This window comes from Lysinibacillus sp. GJ-1 (assembly GCF_021166035.1).
In the GTDB taxonomy this organism is placed as follows: domain Bacteria; phylum Bacillota; class Bacilli; order Bacillales_A; family Planococcaceae; genus Lysinibacillus; species Lysinibacillus sphaericus.
The window spans coordinates 3,649,583-3,667,869 of sequence record NZ_CP088912.1 but is presented as its reverse complement, the minus strand read 5'-3'; the positions used below and the strand labels follow the sequence as shown (position 1 = coordinate 3,667,869).

Annotated in this window: 14 protein-coding genes, 18 tRNA genes, 1 rRNA gene and 1 pseudogene; 30 read left to right on the top strand and 4 right to left on the bottom strand. The window is 39.7% G+C overall.

Features of this window, described 5'->3' with window-relative positions:
* The first annotated feature begins 330 nt into the window (after positions 1 to 330).
* The 24 genes from rrf (at position 331) to LO754_RS18030 (ending at position 7,264) form a co-directional block, all read left to right on the top strand.
* Positions 331 to 444 (top strand): 5S ribosomal RNA (gene rrf, locus LO754_RS18145).
* 10 nt (positions 445 to 454) lie between these two features.
* Positions 455 to 530 (top strand) — tRNA-Val (locus LO754_RS18140).
* 3 nt (positions 531 to 533) lie between these two features.
* Positions 534 to 609: transfer RNA gene (locus LO754_RS18135), tRNA-Thr, on the top strand.
* 6 nt (positions 610 to 615) lie between these two features.
* Positions 616 to 691 (top strand) — tRNA-Lys (locus LO754_RS18130).
* A gap of 23 nt (positions 692 to 714) precedes the next feature.
* A tRNA-Leu gene (locus tag LO754_RS18125) sits at positions 715 to 799 on the top strand.
* A 48-nt stretch (positions 800 to 847) separates the two neighbouring features.
* Positions 848 to 922, top strand: a tRNA-Gly gene (locus LO754_RS18120).
* Positions 923 to 1,024: 102 nt separating this feature from the next.
* Positions 1,025 to 1,101: transfer RNA gene (locus LO754_RS18115), tRNA-Arg, on the top strand.
* Positions 1,102 to 1,110: 9 nt separating this feature from the next.
* A tRNA-Pro gene (locus LO754_RS18110) sits at positions 1,111 to 1,187 on the top strand.
* 119 nt (positions 1,188 to 1,306) lie between these two features.
* A tRNA-Met gene (locus LO754_RS18105) sits at positions 1,307 to 1,380 on the top strand.
* A 7-nt stretch (positions 1,381 to 1,387) separates the two neighbouring features.
* Positions 1,388 to 1,464 (top strand) — tRNA-Ile (locus LO754_RS18100).
* 15 nt (positions 1,465 to 1,479) lie between these two features.
* Positions 1,480 to 1,572 (top strand) — tRNA-Ser (locus LO754_RS18095).
* Between the two features lie 54 nt (positions 1,573 to 1,626).
* Positions 1,627 to 1,701, top strand: a tRNA-Met gene (locus LO754_RS18090).
* Between the two features lie 3 nt (positions 1,702 to 1,704).
* Positions 1,705 to 1,780 (top strand) — tRNA-Asp (locus LO754_RS18085).
* Positions 1,781 to 1,808: 28 nt separating this feature from the next.
* Positions 1,809 to 1,881, top strand: a tRNA-Phe gene (locus LO754_RS18080).
* 8 nt (positions 1,882 to 1,889) lie between these two features.
* Positions 1,890 to 1,963, top strand: a tRNA-Gly gene (locus tag LO754_RS18075).
* A gap of 2 nt (positions 1,964 to 1,965) precedes the next feature.
* Positions 1,966 to 2,039 (top strand) — tRNA-Ile (locus LO754_RS18070).
* A 4-nt stretch (positions 2,040 to 2,043) separates the two neighbouring features.
* Positions 2,044 to 2,120, top strand: a tRNA-Asn gene (locus LO754_RS18065).
* A 13-nt stretch (positions 2,121 to 2,133) separates the two neighbouring features.
* Positions 2,134 to 2,224, top strand: a tRNA-Ser gene (locus LO754_RS18060).
* 2 nt (positions 2,225 to 2,226) lie between these two features.
* Positions 2,227 to 2,298, top strand: a tRNA-Glu gene (locus tag LO754_RS18055).
* Between the two features lie 169 nt (positions 2,299 to 2,467).
* Positions 2,468 to 3,679 carry a diaminopropionate ammonia-lyase gene (gene dpaL / locus LO754_RS18050; RefSeq protein WP_231784958.1) on the top strand — a complete coding sequence of 404 codons (1,212 nt, stop codon included), beginning with the start codon at positions 2,468 to 2,470 and terminating at the stop codon, positions 3,677 to 3,679.
* Between the two features lie 367 nt (positions 3,680 to 4,046).
* The gene (locus tag LO754_RS18045; protein WP_231784957.1) at positions 4,047 to 4,817 is read left to right on the top strand and encodes a DUF7683 domain-containing protein; all 771 of its coding nucleotides are present in this window, start codon (positions 4,047 to 4,049) and stop codon (positions 4,815 to 4,817) included.
* Between the two features lie 180 nt (positions 4,818 to 4,997).
* Positions 4,998 to 5,759, top strand: coding sequence for a MerR family transcriptional regulator (locus LO754_RS18040; protein ID WP_024363685.1), 762 nt, complete (start codon positions 4,998 to 5,000; stop codon positions 5,757 to 5,759).
* A gap of 85 nt (positions 5,760 to 5,844) precedes the next feature.
* Positions 5,845 to 6,282, top strand: coding sequence for a TraR/DksA C4-type zinc finger protein (locus tag LO754_RS18035; RefSeq protein WP_435892075.1), 438 nt, complete (start codon positions 5,845 to 5,847; stop codon positions 6,280 to 6,282).
* A 55-nt stretch (positions 6,283 to 6,337) separates the two neighbouring features.
* Positions 6,338 to 7,264, top strand: coding sequence for a dipeptidase (locus tag LO754_RS18030; protein ID WP_231784955.1), 927 nt, complete (start codon positions 6,338 to 6,340; stop codon positions 7,262 to 7,264).
* A gap of 170 nt (positions 7,265 to 7,434) precedes the next feature.
* Here the strand turns inward: LO754_RS18030 and LO754_RS18025 are convergent, their stop codons facing one another.
* Positions 7,435 to 8,355, bottom strand: coding sequence for a 1,4-dihydroxy-2-naphthoate polyprenyltransferase (locus LO754_RS18025; protein WP_231784954.1), 921 nt, complete (start codon positions 8,353 to 8,355; stop codon positions 7,435 to 7,437).
* A 353-nt stretch (positions 8,356 to 8,708) separates the two neighbouring features.
* On the opposite strand from LO754_RS18025, the gene LO754_RS18020 reads away from it, so the two are divergent.
* The 6 genes and pseudogenes from LO754_RS18020 to LO754_RS17995 all read left to right on the top strand — a co-directional run bounded on the left by LO754_RS18020 (position 8,709) and on the right by LO754_RS17995 (position 16,638).
* Positions 8,709 to 10,094 carry an isochorismate synthase gene (locus LO754_RS18020; RefSeq protein WP_024363689.1) on the top strand — a complete coding sequence of 462 codons (1,386 nt, stop codon included), beginning with the start codon at positions 8,709 to 8,711 and terminating at the stop codon, positions 10,092 to 10,094.
* On the top strand, positions 10,087 to 11,811 hold the full coding sequence (gene menD, locus LO754_RS18015; protein ID WP_231784953.1) for a 2-succinyl-5-enolpyruvyl-6-hydroxy-3-cyclohexene-1-carboxylic-acid synthase: 1,725 nt from the start codon (positions 10,087 to 10,089) through the stop codon (positions 11,809 to 11,811). The genes LO754_RS18020 and menD overlap by 8 nt, the downstream gene beginning before the upstream one ends.
* Positions 11,799 to 12,608 (top strand): annotated as a pseudogene (gene menH, locus LO754_RS18010) (2-succinyl-6-hydroxy-2,4-cyclohexadiene-1-carboxylate synthase). Before menD ends, menH begins: the two are co-directional and overlap by 13 nt.
* A 63-nt stretch (positions 12,609 to 12,671) precedes the next feature.
* Complete coding sequence (menB, locus tag LO754_RS18005; RefSeq protein ID WP_024363692.1) at positions 12,672 to 13,490, top strand: 1,4-dihydroxy-2-naphthoyl-CoA synthase; 819 nt, start codon at positions 12,672 to 12,674, stop codon at positions 13,488 to 13,490.
* A 330-nt stretch (positions 13,491 to 13,820) separates the two neighbouring features.
* The gene (locus LO754_RS18000) at positions 13,821 to 15,260 is read left to right on the top strand and encodes an o-succinylbenzoate--CoA ligase (protein ID WP_231784952.1); all 1,440 of its coding nucleotides are present in this window, start codon (positions 13,821 to 13,823) and stop codon (positions 15,258 to 15,260) included.
* A 202-nt stretch (positions 15,261 to 15,462) separates the two neighbouring features.
* Positions 15,463 to 16,638 (top strand): transglutaminase domain-containing protein, encoded by a 1,176-nt coding sequence (locus LO754_RS17995; RefSeq protein WP_231784951.1) that lies wholly within the window; start codon positions 15,463 to 15,465, stop codon positions 16,636 to 16,638.
* Between the two features lie 22 nt (positions 16,639 to 16,660).
* Here LO754_RS17995 and LO754_RS17990 read toward each other — a convergent pair whose 3' ends face one another.
* The 3 genes from LO754_RS17990 to LO754_RS17980 all read right to left on the bottom strand — a co-directional run bounded on the left by LO754_RS17990 (position 16,661) and on the right by LO754_RS17980 (position 18,228).
* Positions 16,661 to 17,731: a metal ABC transporter solute-binding protein, Zn/Mn family gene (locus LO754_RS17990; protein WP_024363695.1), complete on the bottom strand. Its 1,071-nt coding sequence runs from the start codon at positions 17,729 to 17,731 to the stop codon at positions 16,661 to 16,663.
* A gap of 105 nt (positions 17,732 to 17,836) precedes the next feature.
* Entirely contained in the window at positions 17,837 to 18,070 is a 234-nt protein-coding gene (gene yidD, locus LO754_RS17985) for a membrane protein insertion efficiency factor YidD (RefSeq protein WP_231784950.1), read from the bottom strand.
* Complete coding sequence (locus LO754_RS17980; RefSeq protein WP_162832724.1) at positions 18,067 to 18,228, bottom strand: hypothetical protein; 162 nt, start codon at positions 18,226 to 18,228, stop codon at positions 18,067 to 18,069. The genes yidD and LO754_RS17980 overlap by 4 nt, the downstream gene beginning before the upstream one ends.
* Positions 18,229 to 18,287: the final 59 nt, after the last annotated feature.

Below are 18,287 nucleotides of genomic sequence, written 5' to 3'. Positions count from 1 at the left end.
TGATTTGTGTAAATAAAATGTTTTCTTTTGGAAAAACAATTGCTATAATGGTTAGCAGAGCGATAAATTCTCTCACATAACAAAAATATCTTTAAAAAGTAATAATTTCTTTTTTTTATAAAAAAGTGTTGCATTCTCTAGATAAACGTTATACAATAATTCTTGTCTTGAAGGACAGGTAAACAACTTCAAAACGAAATACATAAGAGTTTCGAGATAAAAGCTATTCGCAAAAGCGGTTGAGAGAAGGAAGAAGCTTACTCTAGTACGCAACTGACCGAACGCATAAAGCTAATGCAGTAATACTTTGTATTGAAAGTCGAAATATAGTCTAGTGATGATGGCAAAGAGGTCACACCCGTTCCCATACCGAACACGGAAGTTAAGCTCTTTAGCGCCGATGGTAGTTGGGGCTTCCCCTGTGAGAGTAGGACGTCGCTAGGCATAATACCCAGGAGGATTAGCTCAGCTGGGAGAGCATCTGCCTTACAAGCAGAGGGTCGGCGGTTCGAGCCCGTCATCCTCCACCATATGCCGGTTTAGCTCAGCAGGTAGAGCAACTGACTTGTAATCAGTAGGTCGTGGGTTCGATTCCTATAGCCGGCACCATTTTTTGAGCCATTAGCTCAGTTGGTAGAGCATCTGACTTTTAATCAGAGGGTCGAAGGTTCGAGTCCTTCATGGCTCACCATTTTTAATTGCCAACAATAAAATGCGGGTGTGGCGGAATTGGCAGACGCACTAGACTTAGGATCTAGCGCCGCGAGGCGTGGGGGTTCGACTCCCTTCACCCGCACCATTTTATTTGAATTTATATAATTGCCAGGATAAATAATCTTATGCACATGCGGAAGTAGTTCAGTGGTAGAACACCACCTTGCCAAGGTGGGGGTCGCGAGTTCGAACCTCGTCTTCCGCTCCAAATGTGCCGGGGTGGCGGAACTGGCAGACGCACAGGACTTAAAATCCTGCGGTAGGTGACTACCGTGCCGGTTCGATTCCCCTCGGCACCATTTTTTATCAAGCGCCCGTAGCTCAATTGGATAGAGCGTCTGACTACGGATCAGAAGGTTGTGGGTTCGACTCCTGCCGGGCGCGCCAATAAATGAACGGGAAGTAGCTCAGCTTGGTAGAGCACTTGGTTTGGGACCAAGGGGTCGCAGGTTCGAATCCTGTCTTCCCGACCATTTCCAAAAATCTGTAATTTATGGTAGCTCAGCTGGGAGAGCGCCTGCCTTGCACGCAGGAGGTCAGCGGTTCGATCCCGCTAGGCTCCACCATAATTTATAACCAGTATAAAGATCCTGGCGGCGTAGCTCAGCTGGCTAGAGCGTACGGTTCATACCCGTAAGGTCGGGGGTTCGATCCCCTCTGCCGCCATCTTAAAGGACCTTTAGCTCAGTTGGTTAGAGCAGACGGCTCATAACCGTCCGGTCGCAGGTTCGAGTCCTGCAAGGTCCACCATTTATATAATAGTACGGAGGTATACCCAAGTCTGGCTGAAGGGATCGGTCTTGAAAACCGACAGGCGGGTAACACCGCGCGGGGGTTCGAATCCCTCTACCTCCTCCAGTTTTAATTTTAGTAAATGGTGTACAAAAAACTCGAAGTGAATAAACATATTATCGCGGGGTGGAGCAGTGGTAGCTCGTCGGGCTCATAACCCGAAGGTCGTTGGTTCAAATCCAGCCCCCGCAACCAAGTGGTCCCGTGGTGTAGCGGTTAACATGCCTGCCTGTCACGCAGGAGATCGCCGGTTCGATCCCGGTCGGGACCGCCATTTTAAAATAGGTTCAGTAAAAGTATATGGGTCAGTAGCTCAGTTGGTAGAGCATTAGATTGAAGCTCTAAGTGTCGGCGGTTCGATTCCGTCCTGACCCATCATATACGCGGGTGTAGTTTAATGGTAAAACCTCAGCCTTCCAAGCTGATGTCGTGGGTTCGATTCCCATCACCCGCTCCAATGGGCCTATAGCTCAGCTGGTTAGAGCGCACGCCTGATAAGCGTGAGGTCGATGGTTCGAGTCCATTTACCACCATTATTCCGAAGTAGCTCAGTTGGTAGTAGCACCTGACTGTTAATCAGGTTGTCGCAGGTTCGAGTCCTGCCTTCGGAGCCATTTTTTTATTTATGGGGAAGTACTCAAGAGGCTGAAGAGGCGCCCCTGCTAAGGGTGTAGGTCGGGTAACCGGCGCGAGGGTTCAAATCCCTCCTTCTCCGCCATTGGCCCTTTGGTCAAGTGGTTAAGACACCGCCCTTTCACGGCGGTAACACGGGTTCGAATCCCGTAGGGGTCATACTAAAACGCAGTAAATGTGATTACACATTTACTGCGTTTTTTTTGCTAGATTGAAAAATTGAGAGTGCATCGTTTCCCATTGTCTATTTATGAATACAATGATGATTCTCTTTAATAGCAATATTAGGTAATATAGGTATAAGCAATTATAAAGGGGGATCATACGAATGAGCGAAAATTTAAGATGGGTGTATAATCGGCAATATCTTTTGCAAGAGAACTTACAACAATGTAAAGATTTACTGCAAAATTTTACAGTAGAACAGGTTAATTGTGTGGAAAGATTCCATCATACATATGAAAATTTTGAAAAAACACCTATACATGATTTAGATGCTTTAGCAATGCATCTCGGGGTCAGTAAGATTTTTGTTAAAGATGAATCCTATCGCTTTGGTTTAAATGCGTTTAAGGTGTTAGGTGGTATTTATGCGATTGGCAAATATGTTGCGAAATTGCTAGATCAAAATATTGATGAATTGTCTTTTGAACAATTAAAACTACCTGAAGTGAAAGAAAAATTAGGCGACTGTACCTTTATTTCAACGACAGATGGCAATCATGGGCGCGGGGTTGCTTGGGCAGCAAGGGAACTTGGCTGTAAGGCGCGAATTTATATGCCTGCTGGTAGTGCGGAAGAGCGCTTGCAAAATATTAAAAATGAGGGCGCATATGCAGAAATCACTTCAATGAATTATGATGAAACGGTAAGGTATACCTCACAGCTTGCAGAGGATAATGGCTGGATAGTGATACAGGATACAATGTGGGAAGGGTACGAAGAGATTCCATTATGGATTATGCAAGGCTATACAACATTGGCAAAAGAGATTGTTGACCATCTGCAAGAAGCACCGACCCATGTATTTTTACAGGCAGGTGTAGGTTCATTTGCAGGAGCTATTGTCGCTTTTTTACAACAATATTATGGACAACAACTAACATTTGTTTTAATTGAACCTGATGCAGCTAATTGCTTCTATGAGAGTTTTAACCGAGGTACTGGACAGTTTGTTACTGTCGGTGGAGAAATGCAAACCATTATGGCTGGCTTAGCATGTGGGGAGCCTAATCCTATCGCTTGGGATATTTTAAAAACATATACAAAGGTAAGTATTAGTTGTAGTGAGAGAGTAGCTGCAACGGGTATGCGTGTCTTGGGAAATCCACTTGGAGCGGATAATCGTATTGTTGCAGGAGAATCAGGAGCAGCGCCATTTGGATGTTTTTATGAATTAATGACAAATAAGGATTACTATGATTTAAAGGTCGCTTTACAGCTCAATCCAAAGTCAAAGATATTGTTTGTTAGTACAGAGGGAGACACAGACGTAGAAAACTACAGAAATATAGTGTGGCATGGGAAGTATGCTAAATAGGAAAGGTGAGCATCTTGGATACTGAGATGCTTTTTTATATTAATTCTTGCAAATTATTTATCCATTTTATAAAATATTTTTACTTATATACGGAATATCTCAATATTTAGCTTTTAGTAGGAATTAAAATATATGTGTTTACAAGATGTAGGCTTAACTTTTAAATTAACGGAATTTTCATACATTTAATTAGTTAGGAGGTTTAATAGAAATTAGATACTTTTATCCTATCTTCTTGTTATTATCAATATTTCTCATAGGATGCGTTCTAAAGAAGCTAGCTTAGATTCTATAGCATTTTCTTCTAAAGAATGTGAACAAAACTGGGGTATTTGTACAGTTTATGATAAAGGAAGAGGTGATAAAAGTGAATAATCACATAAAATATCAATGGAGGATAACGAAATATAATCCTGACTTCAGAAATAATGAAGGGCATTACACGAAATTGGAATGGACAAGCCCAGCTCACATTGGGAAGACAATTAATGGTGAAACTTTTACATTAGAAAAATATTTAAAGGTCGAAACAGCCTATATTAATACAATCATGAAGTTTTTAGAGGTCAATCATATAAAATCATTAACAATGATTAACATGACTTATATTGATGTAGATAGTAATTGTGCTCTGTATAATCAATTGTATGATGAAAAATTAGACAATTTTCAATTAAAAGATGATCAAGAAGTATCGATTGATCAAATCCCTCTTATTTCTAAAATGGTATTAAGAGGTTTCATATATTGTCATTTCATAACTATAGATTTTTTTGTGCATTTTGGAGATGACTATTATATGTTTATTGGAACAAATAATTATCAAGAGGAACCATTACAATTTGCTCGGGAAAACAATTTATTTGTAGAAGAAATGGTTTCTCCATTTTATATCAATGAAGAGAACATCGAAAGAATGATAATGTGGACGCCAATTAATGAAGACACCGTAGTAGGTGAGGAAATACTAACTGACATTTCAATAGAGGAATATAGAGAAATATTGCATCTTTCAAATATTCATCCGGTTATCGGGTTATTTCCAATTACAGCGAGTAACCAACAATTTTTTCAAAAAAAATTAAGACATAAAATAGATACGAATAAGTATCAATATTATCTAAGTGCGGGGGATTAACCTAACTGTACTGAGCTACTCTAAAAAGTTAACCAAATATTATAAGCAACTTCTAAGATCTGTTCCTGGGTGAAGTGGACACAGATCTTTTTATTTTTCCCTTACGGCAGACTTATATAAATATCCCCTTGACCTTAACGCTGCGGAAAGGTTTACAGTATAAATATGGAGGTGAAAGCAATGGAGTATACCATTTTACAGCTTGCTAAATTGTCAGGAGTAAGTACGAGAACGTTGCGGTATTATGATGAAATTGATTTACTAAAGCCGGCAAGAACAAATGAAGCAGGGTATCGCTTTTATGGGCAACAAGAAGTCGATATTCTTCAGCAAATTTTGTTTTATAAAGCGTTAGATATGAAGCTTGAAACCATTCACAACATTATTCATGCACCTGATTTTCAACATAAAGCGGCATTAAAAACACATCGTGATGCTTTATTACAACGAAAAAAACAGCTAGATCAATTATTAAAAACAGTGGAACAAACCATTCAATCGATTGAGGAGGAACAACCAATGACAAACGAAGAGAAATTTGAAGGCTTTAAAGAATTGCTGATTGAAGAAAATGAAAAACAATACGGTAAAGAAATTCGTGCAAACTACGGCCATGAAAAGGTCGATGCATCGAATGCGAAGTTTAAGAATTTATCAGAGGAACAATATAAGGCAATGCAGCAACTCGAACAGCAACTATTTGAACGATTAAAAGAGGCAATGGCTATAGGCGACGTGAAACATGATGTCGCCATGGAAGTGGCAGAACTGCATAAGCGTTGGCTGAGCTTTTCGTGGCCGCAATATACAAAGGAAGCACATGCTGGTTTAGCACAAATGTATATAGCAGATGAACGTTTTACGGCTTATTACGATCAACATGTGTCAGAAGGTGCTACTCAATTTCTCCATGATGTAATTAGAGAATACACACAAAACTAATGGAATCCTTCTCATACAGATGTTTTAGAAATAGATATTTAGGAAAAAATGAAAGTATGAGGAGGAGATTTTTTTGAAACAACAAATGATCGAAAAGTTTAAAAACCAATTACAGCAGGAATTACAAGAACTAGAGAAGCAGCTAGAAGAATCAGAGCGACCGCAGGCAACAGAGCTCTCAAATTATGATAACCATCCAGCCGATAATGCGAGTGATTTAACAGACCAACTTACGGAGATGGCCATTGATGAACATCGCAGTGACCATGCTGAAGAAATCGAGCATGCGCTGCAAGCAATAGAAGATGGCACATATGGTAAGTGCGCTATATGTGGCGAAGAAATTCCGTTAGGCCTTTTAGAGGCTATGCCACATGCATTGACATGTGTAGAGCATGCTGAGCAAAGAGACGAATTACTGCGACCAGTAGAAGAAGATGTATTATCCTCTTTACCAAAATCTGATGATTTCGAAGAGCTTGAGGAATTTGGTTCGTCTGATACACCATCAGATAAAATGTAAAAAATAAGAGCATTTCTTCCCTTAAACAGTATAATAACTGTATGAGGTGATTGACATGGAAATAATTGATTTACATTGTGATGTTTTATTAAAGTTAACGACATTGGAAGAACCAAAATTTAGTAATGATAGCCGATTACATGCTAATAAAGAAAGACTGCAACTAGGGCAAGTCAAAGCACAAGTATTTGCCATTTTTATTGACCCTGAAATACCTCAAAGTATGCAATTTTTAGAGGTTATGCGCCAAATTGAAGCCTTTCATACACAAGTATTACAAACAGAGGGCATGGTGCATATTACGGAATGGTCACAACTCGATACGTTAGCACCTCATGAAATTGGTGCTATTTTAAGTTTAGAGGGCTGTAGTGCAATTGGCGAGGATTTGACAAAGCTTTCCGCAATTTTGGATGCAGGTGTTATGTTAGTAGGTCTTACATGGAATGAAGAGAATGCTGTAGCCTATGGTGCTGAGCAAGATGCTAGCCTCGGTTTAAAGCCATTTGGTAAGGAAGTTGTTAATCTGCTAAATGAGCGGGATATTATCATTGATGTTGCCCATTTAAATGAGCAAGGATTTTGGGATGTACTGCCGCTAGCAAAGCATATTATTGCTAGCCATAGCAATGCACGTGCAATTTGTGACCATCCGCGTAATTTAACAGATCAACAGGCTAAGGCGCTTGTTGAGCATGGGGGGCATATTCATCTAGTTTACTACCCACATTTTATTGGCGACAATGCAACAATGGATGATTTAATTGAGCATATAAAGCATCTGGCAAGTGTCGTTGGCATGGAGCATCTTGGGGTAGGTTCTGATTTTGACGGAATAGATATGACAATCAAAGGTCTTGCACATGCAGGTGAGGCGCAAAATTTATTAGAGATGTTACGTGAGCATTTTTCAGATGAAGAAGTTCGTGGAATTGCGCATAATAATTTCAAACAATATTTAAAAAAAGCAGCAACTAAATAAAGTTGCTGCTTTAGCGTGTCAACAGAGTAAAAATCGCTACGAAGTTATTTCTGCTATTGGCAAACGCACACCGTTGGTTGCAATTTTCTACTTGCATGTGAGGCGCCACGTTTAACGTTTTATGTTGTTCTCGTTGAAGTCGCTGCCTCCGTTGCAATTAACTAACCCTATTAATAAAAGAAATGATTTACTAATAAACCAATTGCTAATAGGAAACCGAAGAATGTATTTGTTTGCGCTGTAAATTTCATCGCGGGCATTACTTCTTTGGCTTCTTTTTTATCGCGGAAAATTTGGACTGCTCGGAGTGGCTTCGGTACACTTAGGAAAATGATAAGCGCCCAAAAAGTAATCCCATCAATGGCTACTAATGCGATAACCCAAAGGTACGAAACGATGAAAAAGCCAGATAATACAGAAATAGCACGGTCGCGTCCTACTAAAATGGCCAGTGTTTTACGTCCACCTTCTGTATCGCCAACGATGTCACGAATATTATTAGAAAGCATAATGGCGCCAACTAAAATCATACTCGGAACAGAAAGTAATACCGCATCTAATGTAACTGTAAGTGTTTGAATGTAAAAGGCAATTAAGACAATACCCATCCCCATGACTGCGCCTGAAACAAGCTCTCCAAAAGGTGAATATGCGATAGGGTACGGCTCTCCTGTATATAGAAAACCTATAAGCATACATACTAGTCCAACTACAGCAAGCCACCAAGAAGTGGAGGCACAAATATAAATGCCAAGTAGCATGGCTAGTGCATAAAAGCTTAGGGCAATGAGCATAATCGTTTTCGGTTGAACACCGTGGCGCACAATCGTGCCACCAATGCCGACAGAATGTTCATTATCTAATCCTAACTTGTAATCATAATATTCGTTGAACATATTTGTTGCTGCTTGAATCAGCATACTTGCAATTAACATTGCAAAAAATAGTCCAAAATGAATGGTTTCTTTTTCAATTGCTAGCGCAATCGCTGTTCCTAAAAATACTGGAACAAATGAAGCGGTTAAAGTATGTGGACGTGTTAAATGCCACCAAACTTTAAAACCCCTATCAGCTTCAATGACTTTGGTCATAAGGTCTTTCTCTCCTTCAACTATTGTAGACTCTTCTTATTTTATACGAAGAAAGAGAAATTGGATAGGTTCACAGCTTATTACATACTGTTATGTTTAAAAAAATGATACAATAGTACATGCATTTGAGAGATGGGAATATAAATTAAGCAGTAGAAAGAACAGAGCCGTCAAACGTATAGGACGGCTATTTTAGCGGAACAAGTAATGCTAAAGACGGATGTCACAGAGGGATTTGTGTGTGACATCAAAGCGACAGACGTAGGAAGTTATGTATGTGCAGGACAACGCAACACGTACCATAACGCGAAAACATCATTGATATGTACATTGCAATAACGGAGGTAATTTTCATGCAACAGAAGTGGTACCAAGCCACAGAACTAGAAGTGGACTCTTTGGGCCAAAACCTTCATTTTTATATGGAAACAATCGAAGTAAGTCGCTTATCGGCTCTTGCATTTTTTGCAGCGGGCGAGGAGCGTTATAAAGGTGAACGATTTTATTGGCAAAATAGAGAAAAAACAATGACATTGGTTGGGCTAGGACACGCTCACACAATTCAAAATAACGAAAAAAATAACCGCTTTGATGCTGTAGAAGCAGAGTGGAAGCGCTTAACGAAAAATTGCGTAAAAGGTCAGGCTGAACTACAACCAATTTTGTTTGGTGGTTTTACATTCGATCCGCAAAATAATGTAGATGGGGAGTGGACTGACTTTCCAGAGGCTTATTTTGCCTTAGCAACGTATCAGCTTGTTTTACGTGATGATAAAGCCTATGTAAGCATTCACCTTATCGCAAGTGCTGCTGAGGCAGATGGACAATTAGAGGCGTTGCGTAAAGAACGAAATCATTTAATCCATGCTGCTCAAGTAAAAGAAGTGAAAATGTATGCGAAGCCTGAAATCACAAATTATTTCGAGCCTTATAAGGATCCTTATTTAGCATCAATTGATCAGGTCACAGCATTAATTAAAGCAAAAAAAGCGGATAAGGTTGTCATTGCACGTTCCCTTGCGCTGCAATTTAAGGAGCAAGTAACTTCACCTCAAGTATTAGCTCAAATTATTCACGAACAGCCTGAAAGTTATTTGTTTGGGTTGGAGTGGCAAGATTTATTATTTTTCGGCGCATCTCCTGAGCGTCTTGTAAAGGTTGAAAATGGTCGTGCCTACTCATCATGTGTTGCAGGATCTATTCAACGAGGTAAAACGGCGGAGGAAGATGAAGCTTTTGGACAAAGCTTATTAAATGATCCGAAAAATGGTGGTGAACATCAATATGTAGTCGATATGATTGCGGAAACGTTCCGAAAAAATTGTGTTGAAATGAAAATACCTGATGGACCACGCTTACTAAAAATTAGAGACATCCAACATTTATTTACACCTGTTGAAGGTCAGCTAAATAACGAAGCAACCATTTTGCAATTGACGAAGCATTTGCATCCAACACCCGCTTTGGGCGGTGTGCCAAGAAAAGAGGCAATGATTGCTATACGTAAATACGAGCCAATGAACCGTGGTCTTTATGCTGCACCTATTGGCTGGTTAGATGCGGAGGGTAACGGAGAATTCGCAGTTGCGATTCGTTCAGCAGCTCTACTAAAAGATAAAGCTTATTTATATGCAGGTGGCGGTATTGTAGCTGATTCAGAGCCACAATCTGAATATGAGGAAACATTAGTGAAATTCCGTCCAATGCTTCGAGCGTTAGGAGGACAAGTACATGAGTGAACGGAAAATATTGACTGATTATGTTTATAAAATGGTTGCATCATTAGTACAAGCAGGTGTCCAACATGTTGTTGTAAGCCCAGGGTCACGGTCGACGCCACTAGCTTATGCTTTTGCCTCAACAAAGCAATTGACGATGTACCGTCAAGTAGATGAGCGAGCTGCTGCATTTTTTGCGCTAGGCATTGCTAAGGCGACTACTAAGCCTGTCGTTTTGTTATGTACATCTGGTACTGCGGCGGCAAACTATTATCCTGCGATTGTGGAGGCAAGTTATGCAAGAGTACCACTAATTGTTATAACAGCCGATCGTCCACATGAATTACGTGAAGTAGGTGCACCACAAGCAATTAATCAGACGAATTTATACGGAGCACATGTAAAGTGGAGTGTAGATTTTCCGCTAGCGGATGGTGCTGCACCGACATTGCCATTTATTGAACGTCATATTGCACGTGCAGTAGCTATTGCAACAAGTGCACCATTTGGACCAGTACATCTTAACGTACCGTTCCGTGAACCGTTGCTCATTGATTTTCGAGAGGAGCTTCCAACTGTTACGTTTAAGCAAAGCCATATTGGACAGTTAACGCCACCGAAAGCTGCACAAGTAGAACTGGCTTCTATTTTACGAAACACTAAAAAAGGATTTGTTGTTGTTGGGGAGCTTCCGCTCGGGACAGATTTAACCATTATGTGGGAGTTTGTGCGCCAATTAAAATGGCCTATCATTGTGGAGAGTCTATCGAATATGCGAACTTCCGTGCCAAATGATTGTTTGCCATATGTTATGACAACCTATGATGCCATTATGAAAAACGATGATTTCAAAGCGCTGGTAGAACCTGAAACAGTTCTGCGCTTAGGAGCACAGCCTGTATCGAAATTTATGATGCAATTTATTACAAAGTCGCAGCCCAAAGCTTATATTGTTGTCGATGAAGATCCGATGTTCCGTGATTCAACAGGGGTGTCCACTCATTTTCTGCATGCAAGCATTGGCGAATGGCTCGTACAATTAGACCTTGCTGAAACTGCGCTAGAGGCGGCATATTTAGCGGAATGGCAAGATGCGAATGATATTGCACTTGAGTATATTGAGCATTATACAGAAGGCGCAATTGACGAAGGTGCTATGGTAAGTCGTTTACTTGAAATCATTCCAAATGGCAGTGATATTTTTGTTAGCAGTAGCATGCCCATTCGTGATATCGATACGTTTTTAATGGCAACATCAAAAGATATTCGAATTTTTGCGAATCGTGGCGCTAATGGCATTGATGGGGTCGTATCAACGGCAATGGGCTTAAGCCAAGGAAATAACCGTGAAACCTATTTGCTTATCGGAGACCTAGCTTTTTTACATGATGTCAATGGCCTAATTGCGTCACGCTATCAAGCATGTAATATGACCATTATTGTCATGAATAACGATGGTGGTGGTATTTTCTCATATTTACCGCAATCTACGGTAGAGGCTCATTATGAAGATTTATTTGGTACACCAACTGCACTTGAATTCCAAGACATTGCTCATATGTACAATATGGACTACATTTGTGTTGAGGATATTGCACAGTTAGTGCCGAAATTTAACACGTTGAGAAAAAATCCGTTACGATTAATTGAGATTTTTACAAACCGTGAAGAAAATGTCTATGCACACCGCGCGCTTTGGAATCGTATTAATGCAGGGTTAAAAGCATGGCAAAGCTAATGATTCGTGGGCTTGAGACACATGTGGATATATGGAATGAAGAAGCGGGGCAAACACTAGTTGCCCTGCATGGCTTTACAGGTAGTACTGCTACATGGCGAAATTTAGCAAAGGATCTTCCACATGTGCGAGTTGTGGCGATTGATTTAATTGGCCATGGTCAAACAGCCGTACCGGAGCAAGTAAGTCGCTTCACGATGGCTGAACAATTGCGTGATTTAGAGGAAATATTTTGTCAGTTACAATTAGAAACTTTTGCATTGCTCGGTTATTCAATGGGTGGACGTGTTGCACTATCTTATACGATTGCTTACCCTCAACGTGTCAGCAAGTTGCTGTTAGAAAGTGCTTCTCCTGGTTTGCGAACTGCAAAAGAGCGTATGGAGCGATGCGAGCGTGATAATGCGTTAGCGGAGAAAATAACAACGAATGGTTTACAGTCCTTTGTTAATTCGTGGGAAAATATTGTGCTATTTGAATCGCAGAAGCGTTTAGCTAAAAATGTAAAACAAGCAGTTCGAGCAGAACGATTTACCTAAAGTGAAAAGGGCTTGGCAGGCAGTTTACGAGGAATTGGAACAGGCATGCAACTATCAAACTGGGATAATTTAACTCAATTAGAATTGCCTGTACTATTAATAACGGGTTCATTAGATGTTAAATTTTGTAATATCGCATTGGAAATGAAAGCGTTATTAAAAAATGGAAAGCATATGTCAGTAAATGACGCTGGACATGCAATTCATGTGGAAAATCCAGCTGAATTTGCTACAATAGTAAAGGAGTATTTAACGTAATGTTTTTTACGTTAGCACCTCTTAGCAGTAATGAGGCGAATTTTATAATTAGGAGGTATTTCAATGTCACGTCAATGGACTACATTACATACTTACGAAGATATTAAGTATGAGTTTTATAACGGTATCGCTAAAGTGACGATTAACCGTCCAGAAGTGCGCAATGCATTTCGACCAAAAACAGTTATGGAAATGATTGATGCATTTTCTCGTGCTCGCGATGACAAAAATGTCGGTGTTATTATTTTAACAGGTGAAGGCGAAAAAGCCTTTTGCTCAGGTGGAGACCAAAAGGTACGCGGCCATGGTGGCTATGTAGGGGAAGATGAAATCCCACGTTTAAACGTTCTTGATTTACAACGTTTAATCCGTGTTATTCCAAAACCAGTTGTAGCGATGGTTGCTGGTTATGCTATCGGTGGAGGACACGTATTACATGTTGTATGTGACCTTACAATTGCAGCAGACAATGCTCGTTTCGGACAAACTGGTCCTAAAGTTGGTTCATTTGATGCTGGTTATGGTTCAGGCTATCTTGCACGTATTATCGGTCATAAAAAGGCGCGTGAAATTTGGTATCTTTGCCGTCAATACGATGCTCAGCAAGCGCTTGATATGGGCTTAGTCAATACAGTTGTTCCTTATGAACAATTAGAAGACGAAACAGTGCAATGGTGTGAAGAAATGCTACAAATGTCTCCAACAGCTCTACGCTTCTTAAAAGCAGCTATGAATGCTGATACAGACGGCTTAGCTGGTCTTCAACAAATGGCAGGCGATGCTACACTTCTTTACTACACTACTGATGAAGCAAAAGAAGGTCGTGACGCATTTAAAGAAAAACGTCAACCAGACTTTGGTCAATTCCCAAGATTCCCTTGATTCGGAATATTAGAAAAAGCTGGGATAAAAGAGAAAAGGTGTTAGATTGATGGTAGTCAATCTAACACTTTTTTACTGCGCCGTTGTTGTCCGCTTCAGCGGTGCTTTCCGCTTAGCACCGTAAGCCCAACCTTCGCTACCACGCAGAATGCCCGCGTCTTACGGTGTACGTTCTGAGCAGGAGCCATAGCGAAGTTCGCCATATAGCAAAAATTGATGAACACCTTTCCTCTGTTCCTTAAATTTTTTTAGTTATGTAACAGCCTCTTTTTCTGTCTATATCAGGCTGAAGCAGTACCATATCAGTGTAATGATTGGAGGAAGCAAACAATGTATCCAAACTGGATTTTACAGCGTGCGTCTATCACACCATTACGTAGCGCTCTCACATATGAAGGACAAACTTGGACCTTTCAACAAGTAAATGAGCTATCCTTAAAACGAGCTCGACAATTAACAGCACTTGGGGTGCAGCAAGGGCATCGTATCGCTATTATGGGTCCGAGTACGCCTGCACTGGTCGTTATGATGTATGCTTGTATGCATTTGCAATGTGAAATGGTGATGCTTAATCGCAGGCTGTCTCAAGCAGAAATCGCATATCAATTAGAAGATTCACAAGCAACGATTGTGCTAGTTGCAGATGAGGATGTAGAAAAATTACCGTCATCCGTACACTATCATGAATTTACGACAATAGAAAATGGTAAAGAGCAATATGTTGATATTGCAAAAGAATGGTCACTCAATCAAACAACATCCATTATGTATACGTCTGGTACGACAGGCTTCCCAAAGGGGGTTCGTCAAACAGTTGGCAATCATCAGGCAAGTGCTACAGCCTCTGTTCTAAACATAGGTTTACAAGCCGATGATGTTTGGTTGTGTGCAGTGCCATTATTCCATATAAGTGGTTTTTCCATTTTAGTTCGTTCATTGTTATACGGCAATAAAGTACAACTATATGAGCATTTTAACGTAGAGGCGATCACGCAAAATATTATGGATGGTGATGTCACCCATATGTCAGTGGTCGCTGTAACATTAGAACGCATTTTAAATACCCTTGAGTTAAATAAGGCGCAGGCGTCACCGCGTTTTAAATTGATGCTAGCCGGTGGTGGTCCTGTACCAGTGGATTATCTAGAGCGAGCAAGTGCATTGCATTTAGCAGTAGCTCAAACATATGGTATGACAGAAACCTCGTCACAAACGGCTACATTGGCAAGTGAAGATGCTATGACAAAGATTGGCTCAGCAGGTAAGCCAATGTTTTTTAACCAAATAAAAATTTCAGCACCCAATGCACAAGGTGAAGGGGAAATATGTATTCGAGGTCCCCACGTAACGCCTGGTTACATAGGTCGTTTTGCCGAGAAAAGCGCAACTGAGGAGGGCTGGCTTCACACGGGAGACATTGGCTATATGGATGAGGAAGGTTACTTGTTTGTAGTGGATCGTCGGGCAGATTTAATTATTTCTGGTGGTGAAAATATTTATCCAGCAGAGATTGAAAATGTGCTATTGGCACATCCAGCTATTCAGGAAGCGGGTGTATGTGGCATTGAAGATGAAACATGGGGACAAGTTCCTATAGCATTTGTTGTTTTAAAGGAAGCGGTCACGATGGAAAACTTAAAGCAATACTGTGAAAAGAAACTGGCTAAATATAAAGTTCCCAAACAAATTAAAATAATCGATACACTGCCACGTAATGGAGCAAATAAGCTACTAAGAAGAAAATTAGCAGCTTTACTTGCCAGTGAATAACTTTCAATAATGGATTTAGCCTTTACAAATAGCATGCTAGAAGTCATTTCTAGCATGCTATTTTTTTGACTTCACGTGCCAGTCACTCAAACAATTTTTAGGCTTCTGTTATTGAAATTATATTTTTTTGATTAAATTAATTATTCTTTAACATAATAAATAATGGGGGGCATAAACTATTTAGTAAAGGAGAATGACTCATATGAGAAAAACTATATATAATGTTGTCATTATATTATTTGTTTTACAAATGAGTCATGTGCAAGTATTCGCAAATTACGAATCACAGAATATAGCAACAGCTAATTCAATCGAAACATTACAACAGCAAATTCAGAAAGAAGTGATGCAATTGTCTACTGAATTTGAAATTCGTTACACTGGTAAAACTTCTGAATTACAAAACGAACTAACAGAGCTTATCAAACATGCCATATTAGATCCATATATTTTCGCCAATATTTCCAGCTTTCAATGGAAGTATGATGGCTATGCCAATAATATTGTCATTCAATTTCAATTTACTTATCATATTTCTCAGGAAGAGGAGGCATTTACAGAGCAAACATTGACAACTATTGTTGCGTCTATGCATGGATTAAGCGAATTAGAAAAAATACAGGCTGCACATGATTATATCGTCTTAACAACAGAGTATTCAAAAGATAGTGTAGGAAGCCAATATTCGCCATACACATTGCTTAGCGAAGGCAAAGGTGTCTGTCAGGCCTATACTTTAGTGCTTTATCGAATGTTAGATATGCTAGGTTTTGAGGTGCAATATGTGCCAGGGAAAGTAGGCGAACAATTGCATGCATGGGTGTTAGTGAAGTTAGATAATGAATGGTACCATATTGATGTGACATGGGATGACCCATTGCCAGATCGGAAGGGCGAGGTACGTTATAACTATTTTCTCGTATCCGATAAGCAATTAGCGCAAGATCATACATGGGATTTTGCAAGTTTTCCTTCAGCAACAAGTGAAAAATACGCAGATTGGCAAGGGAAAAGTAGGATTGAAGTTCTTACGAAACCATTAGCTAATCTTTTTACCCCTAATAGTGGGCTAGCGATTATAGAAAATAATGCGCTGCAAATGAAGCAATTAATAGAACACTCTGCTCAATTACTAAATGACTTTCAACTTAGCCACAAACTTAATCAAATCGTTTTATATGAACAACAGGATAAAGTTGTCTTACAGAGCACTCTTGCAGTTCGTCCGGTTATTGTCAAGACAAAGATAAACGGGGATGCCAGGATAAAGAGGCTTTCTCGCTTTGACAAAAATGAAAAGCGTATGCCGCAAGAAAAGTACGTCATAATAAAGGAGGTGTCCCTTATGCATTACGGGGCACCTCCTTCTTCATCTTAAACAGGTAATTCGTATCGTTGTTTTACTTGTGTTCATTTAGAGCTGTTTCTAAAGTTTGCATATTTTTTTTCATGAGAGTAAAATACGTTTCATTATTTTTCACATCATCACTTGTTAACACGCTTAAATTATGTAGGACAAGTGATTGAGCGCCAACTTCTTTTTGAATGACTTCGGCTAATTTAGATGAAACATTTTGCTCGAATAAAATATAATGAATATTTAAGTCTTTTGCTTTATCTACAATCGCTGTTAATTCCTTTTGAGACGGTTCATTTTGCGAGTTTAACCCTGCAATTGGAACTTGTGTTAAGCCATATTGACCCGCGATGTAGCCAAATGCAGCATGCGATACAAAGAATGTTTTGTTTTGCGTTGTGTCAGCCATCGCTTTATATGCAGTGTCTAAATCTTGTAGCTCTTTTACGAGCGCTTCATAATTTGCTGTAAATGTCGCTTCTTGAGCTGGCATTTTTTCAACTAATGCATTTTTAATGGATAATGCTAAATCTTGACTAATAACAGGCGACAGCCATACATGGGGATCGACACTACCGTGAGCATGATCTCCATGATCAGCCTCCTCGTCATGCGCGTGATTATCTTCCGTAGTCGCATCTTCGTGCTCGTCATGTGCGTGGTCATCTTCTGTAGCGGCAGCTTCATGCGCATGATCAGCTTCATCTTCTTCGTCATGCGAATGACCAGTACTAACGGCTAATTTTTCATCAGGTATTTGAGATGCCATAGCAACCATAGTGACATCTTCGTTGGCTAATGTCTTTTTCGTATTTTCTACAAAACCTTCAAGTCCTAAGCCAATATAGAAAAATAGATGCGCGTCAGCTAATTTCATCATATCCTTTTGCGTTGGCTCAAAGGTATGCTCGTTAGCACCAGGAGGATATATAGAAGATACTTCTACATAATCGCCACCAATCCGCTCCGTAAAGTAGCTTAAAGGATAGACGGTTGTGTACACAGTTAATTTATCTGTTTTCTCCGTCTGTTTCGACGATGATGATTGATCACCACAGGCAGCTGTAAATACGGCTAGTACAGCAACTAAGAAAAATAGAAATATTTTTTTCATATAATGGATACCTCTTTCAAATAGTAATGATTACGATTTGTTTTTTAACAGTATCTATAATAACGCACATCGAATAAAAGTACAAGAAAAAATGACCTTCGAAAATTATTTCTTTTTCGAAGGACATTTTTCAGGCACAGGATCAAAGCCACCAGGATGAAGTGGTTGGCATTTTAAAATACGTGTGACGGTCAAAATTAGACCTTTAATAGCGCCATGCTTTTGAAAAGCTTCTAGACCGTAAGAAGAGCATGTTGGATAGAAGCGACACGATGGTGGCGTCATTGGTGAGATAAATTTTCTGTATAACTGAATGAGCCATATAAAGGGATATTTCATGCTTGTCCATCCTTGTGATGTGAATTATTTTGTTTTGGTTTTGCATCGATTGTTTGTGTAAAAAAATCGCCTTTTTTCTTGAGAATAACGATTACGGAAACACCAAACATTAGCATCATCATTGCAATCATAATGATGATTGGTAATGGAACACCCATTGTTTTCACTCCAAATTCTATTTGATATTGTTATTATAAGTGATATTGCTATAAAAGGG

Bases quoted from the DNA above. Each gene is read 5' to 3' on its own strand.
- dpaL (WP_231784958.1), top strand. From the start codon at position 2,468: ATGAGCGAAAATTTAAGATGGGTGTATAATCGGCAATATCTTTTGCAA.
- LO754_RS18040 (WP_024363685.1), top strand. From the start codon at position 4,998: ATGGAGTATACCATTTTACAGCTTGCTAAATTGTCAGGAGTAAGTACG.
- LO754_RS18035 (WP_435892075.1), top strand. From the start codon at position 5,845: ATGATCGAAAAGTTTAAAAACCAATTACAGCAGGAATTACAAGAACTA.
- LO754_RS18030 (WP_231784955.1), top strand. From the start codon at position 6,338: ATGGAAATAATTGATTTACATTGTGATGTTTTATTAAAGTTAACGACA.
- LO754_RS18025 (WP_231784954.1), bottom strand. From the start codon at position 8,355: ATGACCAAAGTCATTGAAGCTGATAGGGGTTTTAAAGTTTGGTGGCAT.
- LO754_RS18020 (WP_024363689.1), top strand. From the start codon at position 8,709: ATGCAACAGAAGTGGTACCAAGCCACAGAACTAGAAGTGGACTCTTTG.
- menD (WP_231784953.1), top strand. From the start codon at position 10,087: ATGAGTGAACGGAAAATATTGACTGATTATGTTTATAAAATGGTTGCA.
- menB (WP_024363692.1), top strand. From the start codon at position 12,672: ATGTCACGTCAATGGACTACATTACATACTTACGAAGATATTAAGTAT.
- LO754_RS18000 (WP_231784952.1), top strand. From the start codon at position 13,821: ATGTATCCAAACTGGATTTTACAGCGTGCGTCTATCACACCATTACGT.
- LO754_RS17995 (WP_231784951.1), top strand. From the start codon at position 15,463: ATGAGAAAAACTATATATAATGTTGTCATTATATTATTTGTTTTACAA.
- LO754_RS17990 (WP_024363695.1), bottom strand. From the start codon at position 17,731: ATGAAAAAAATATTTCTATTTTTCTTAGTTGCTGTACTAGCCGTATTT.
- yidD (WP_231784950.1), bottom strand. From the start codon at position 18,070: ATGAAATATCCCTTTATATGGCTCATTCAGTTATACAGAAAATTTATC.
- LO754_RS17980 (WP_162832724.1), bottom strand. From the start codon at position 18,228: ATGGGTGTTCCATTACCAATCATCATTATGATTGCAATGATGATGCTA.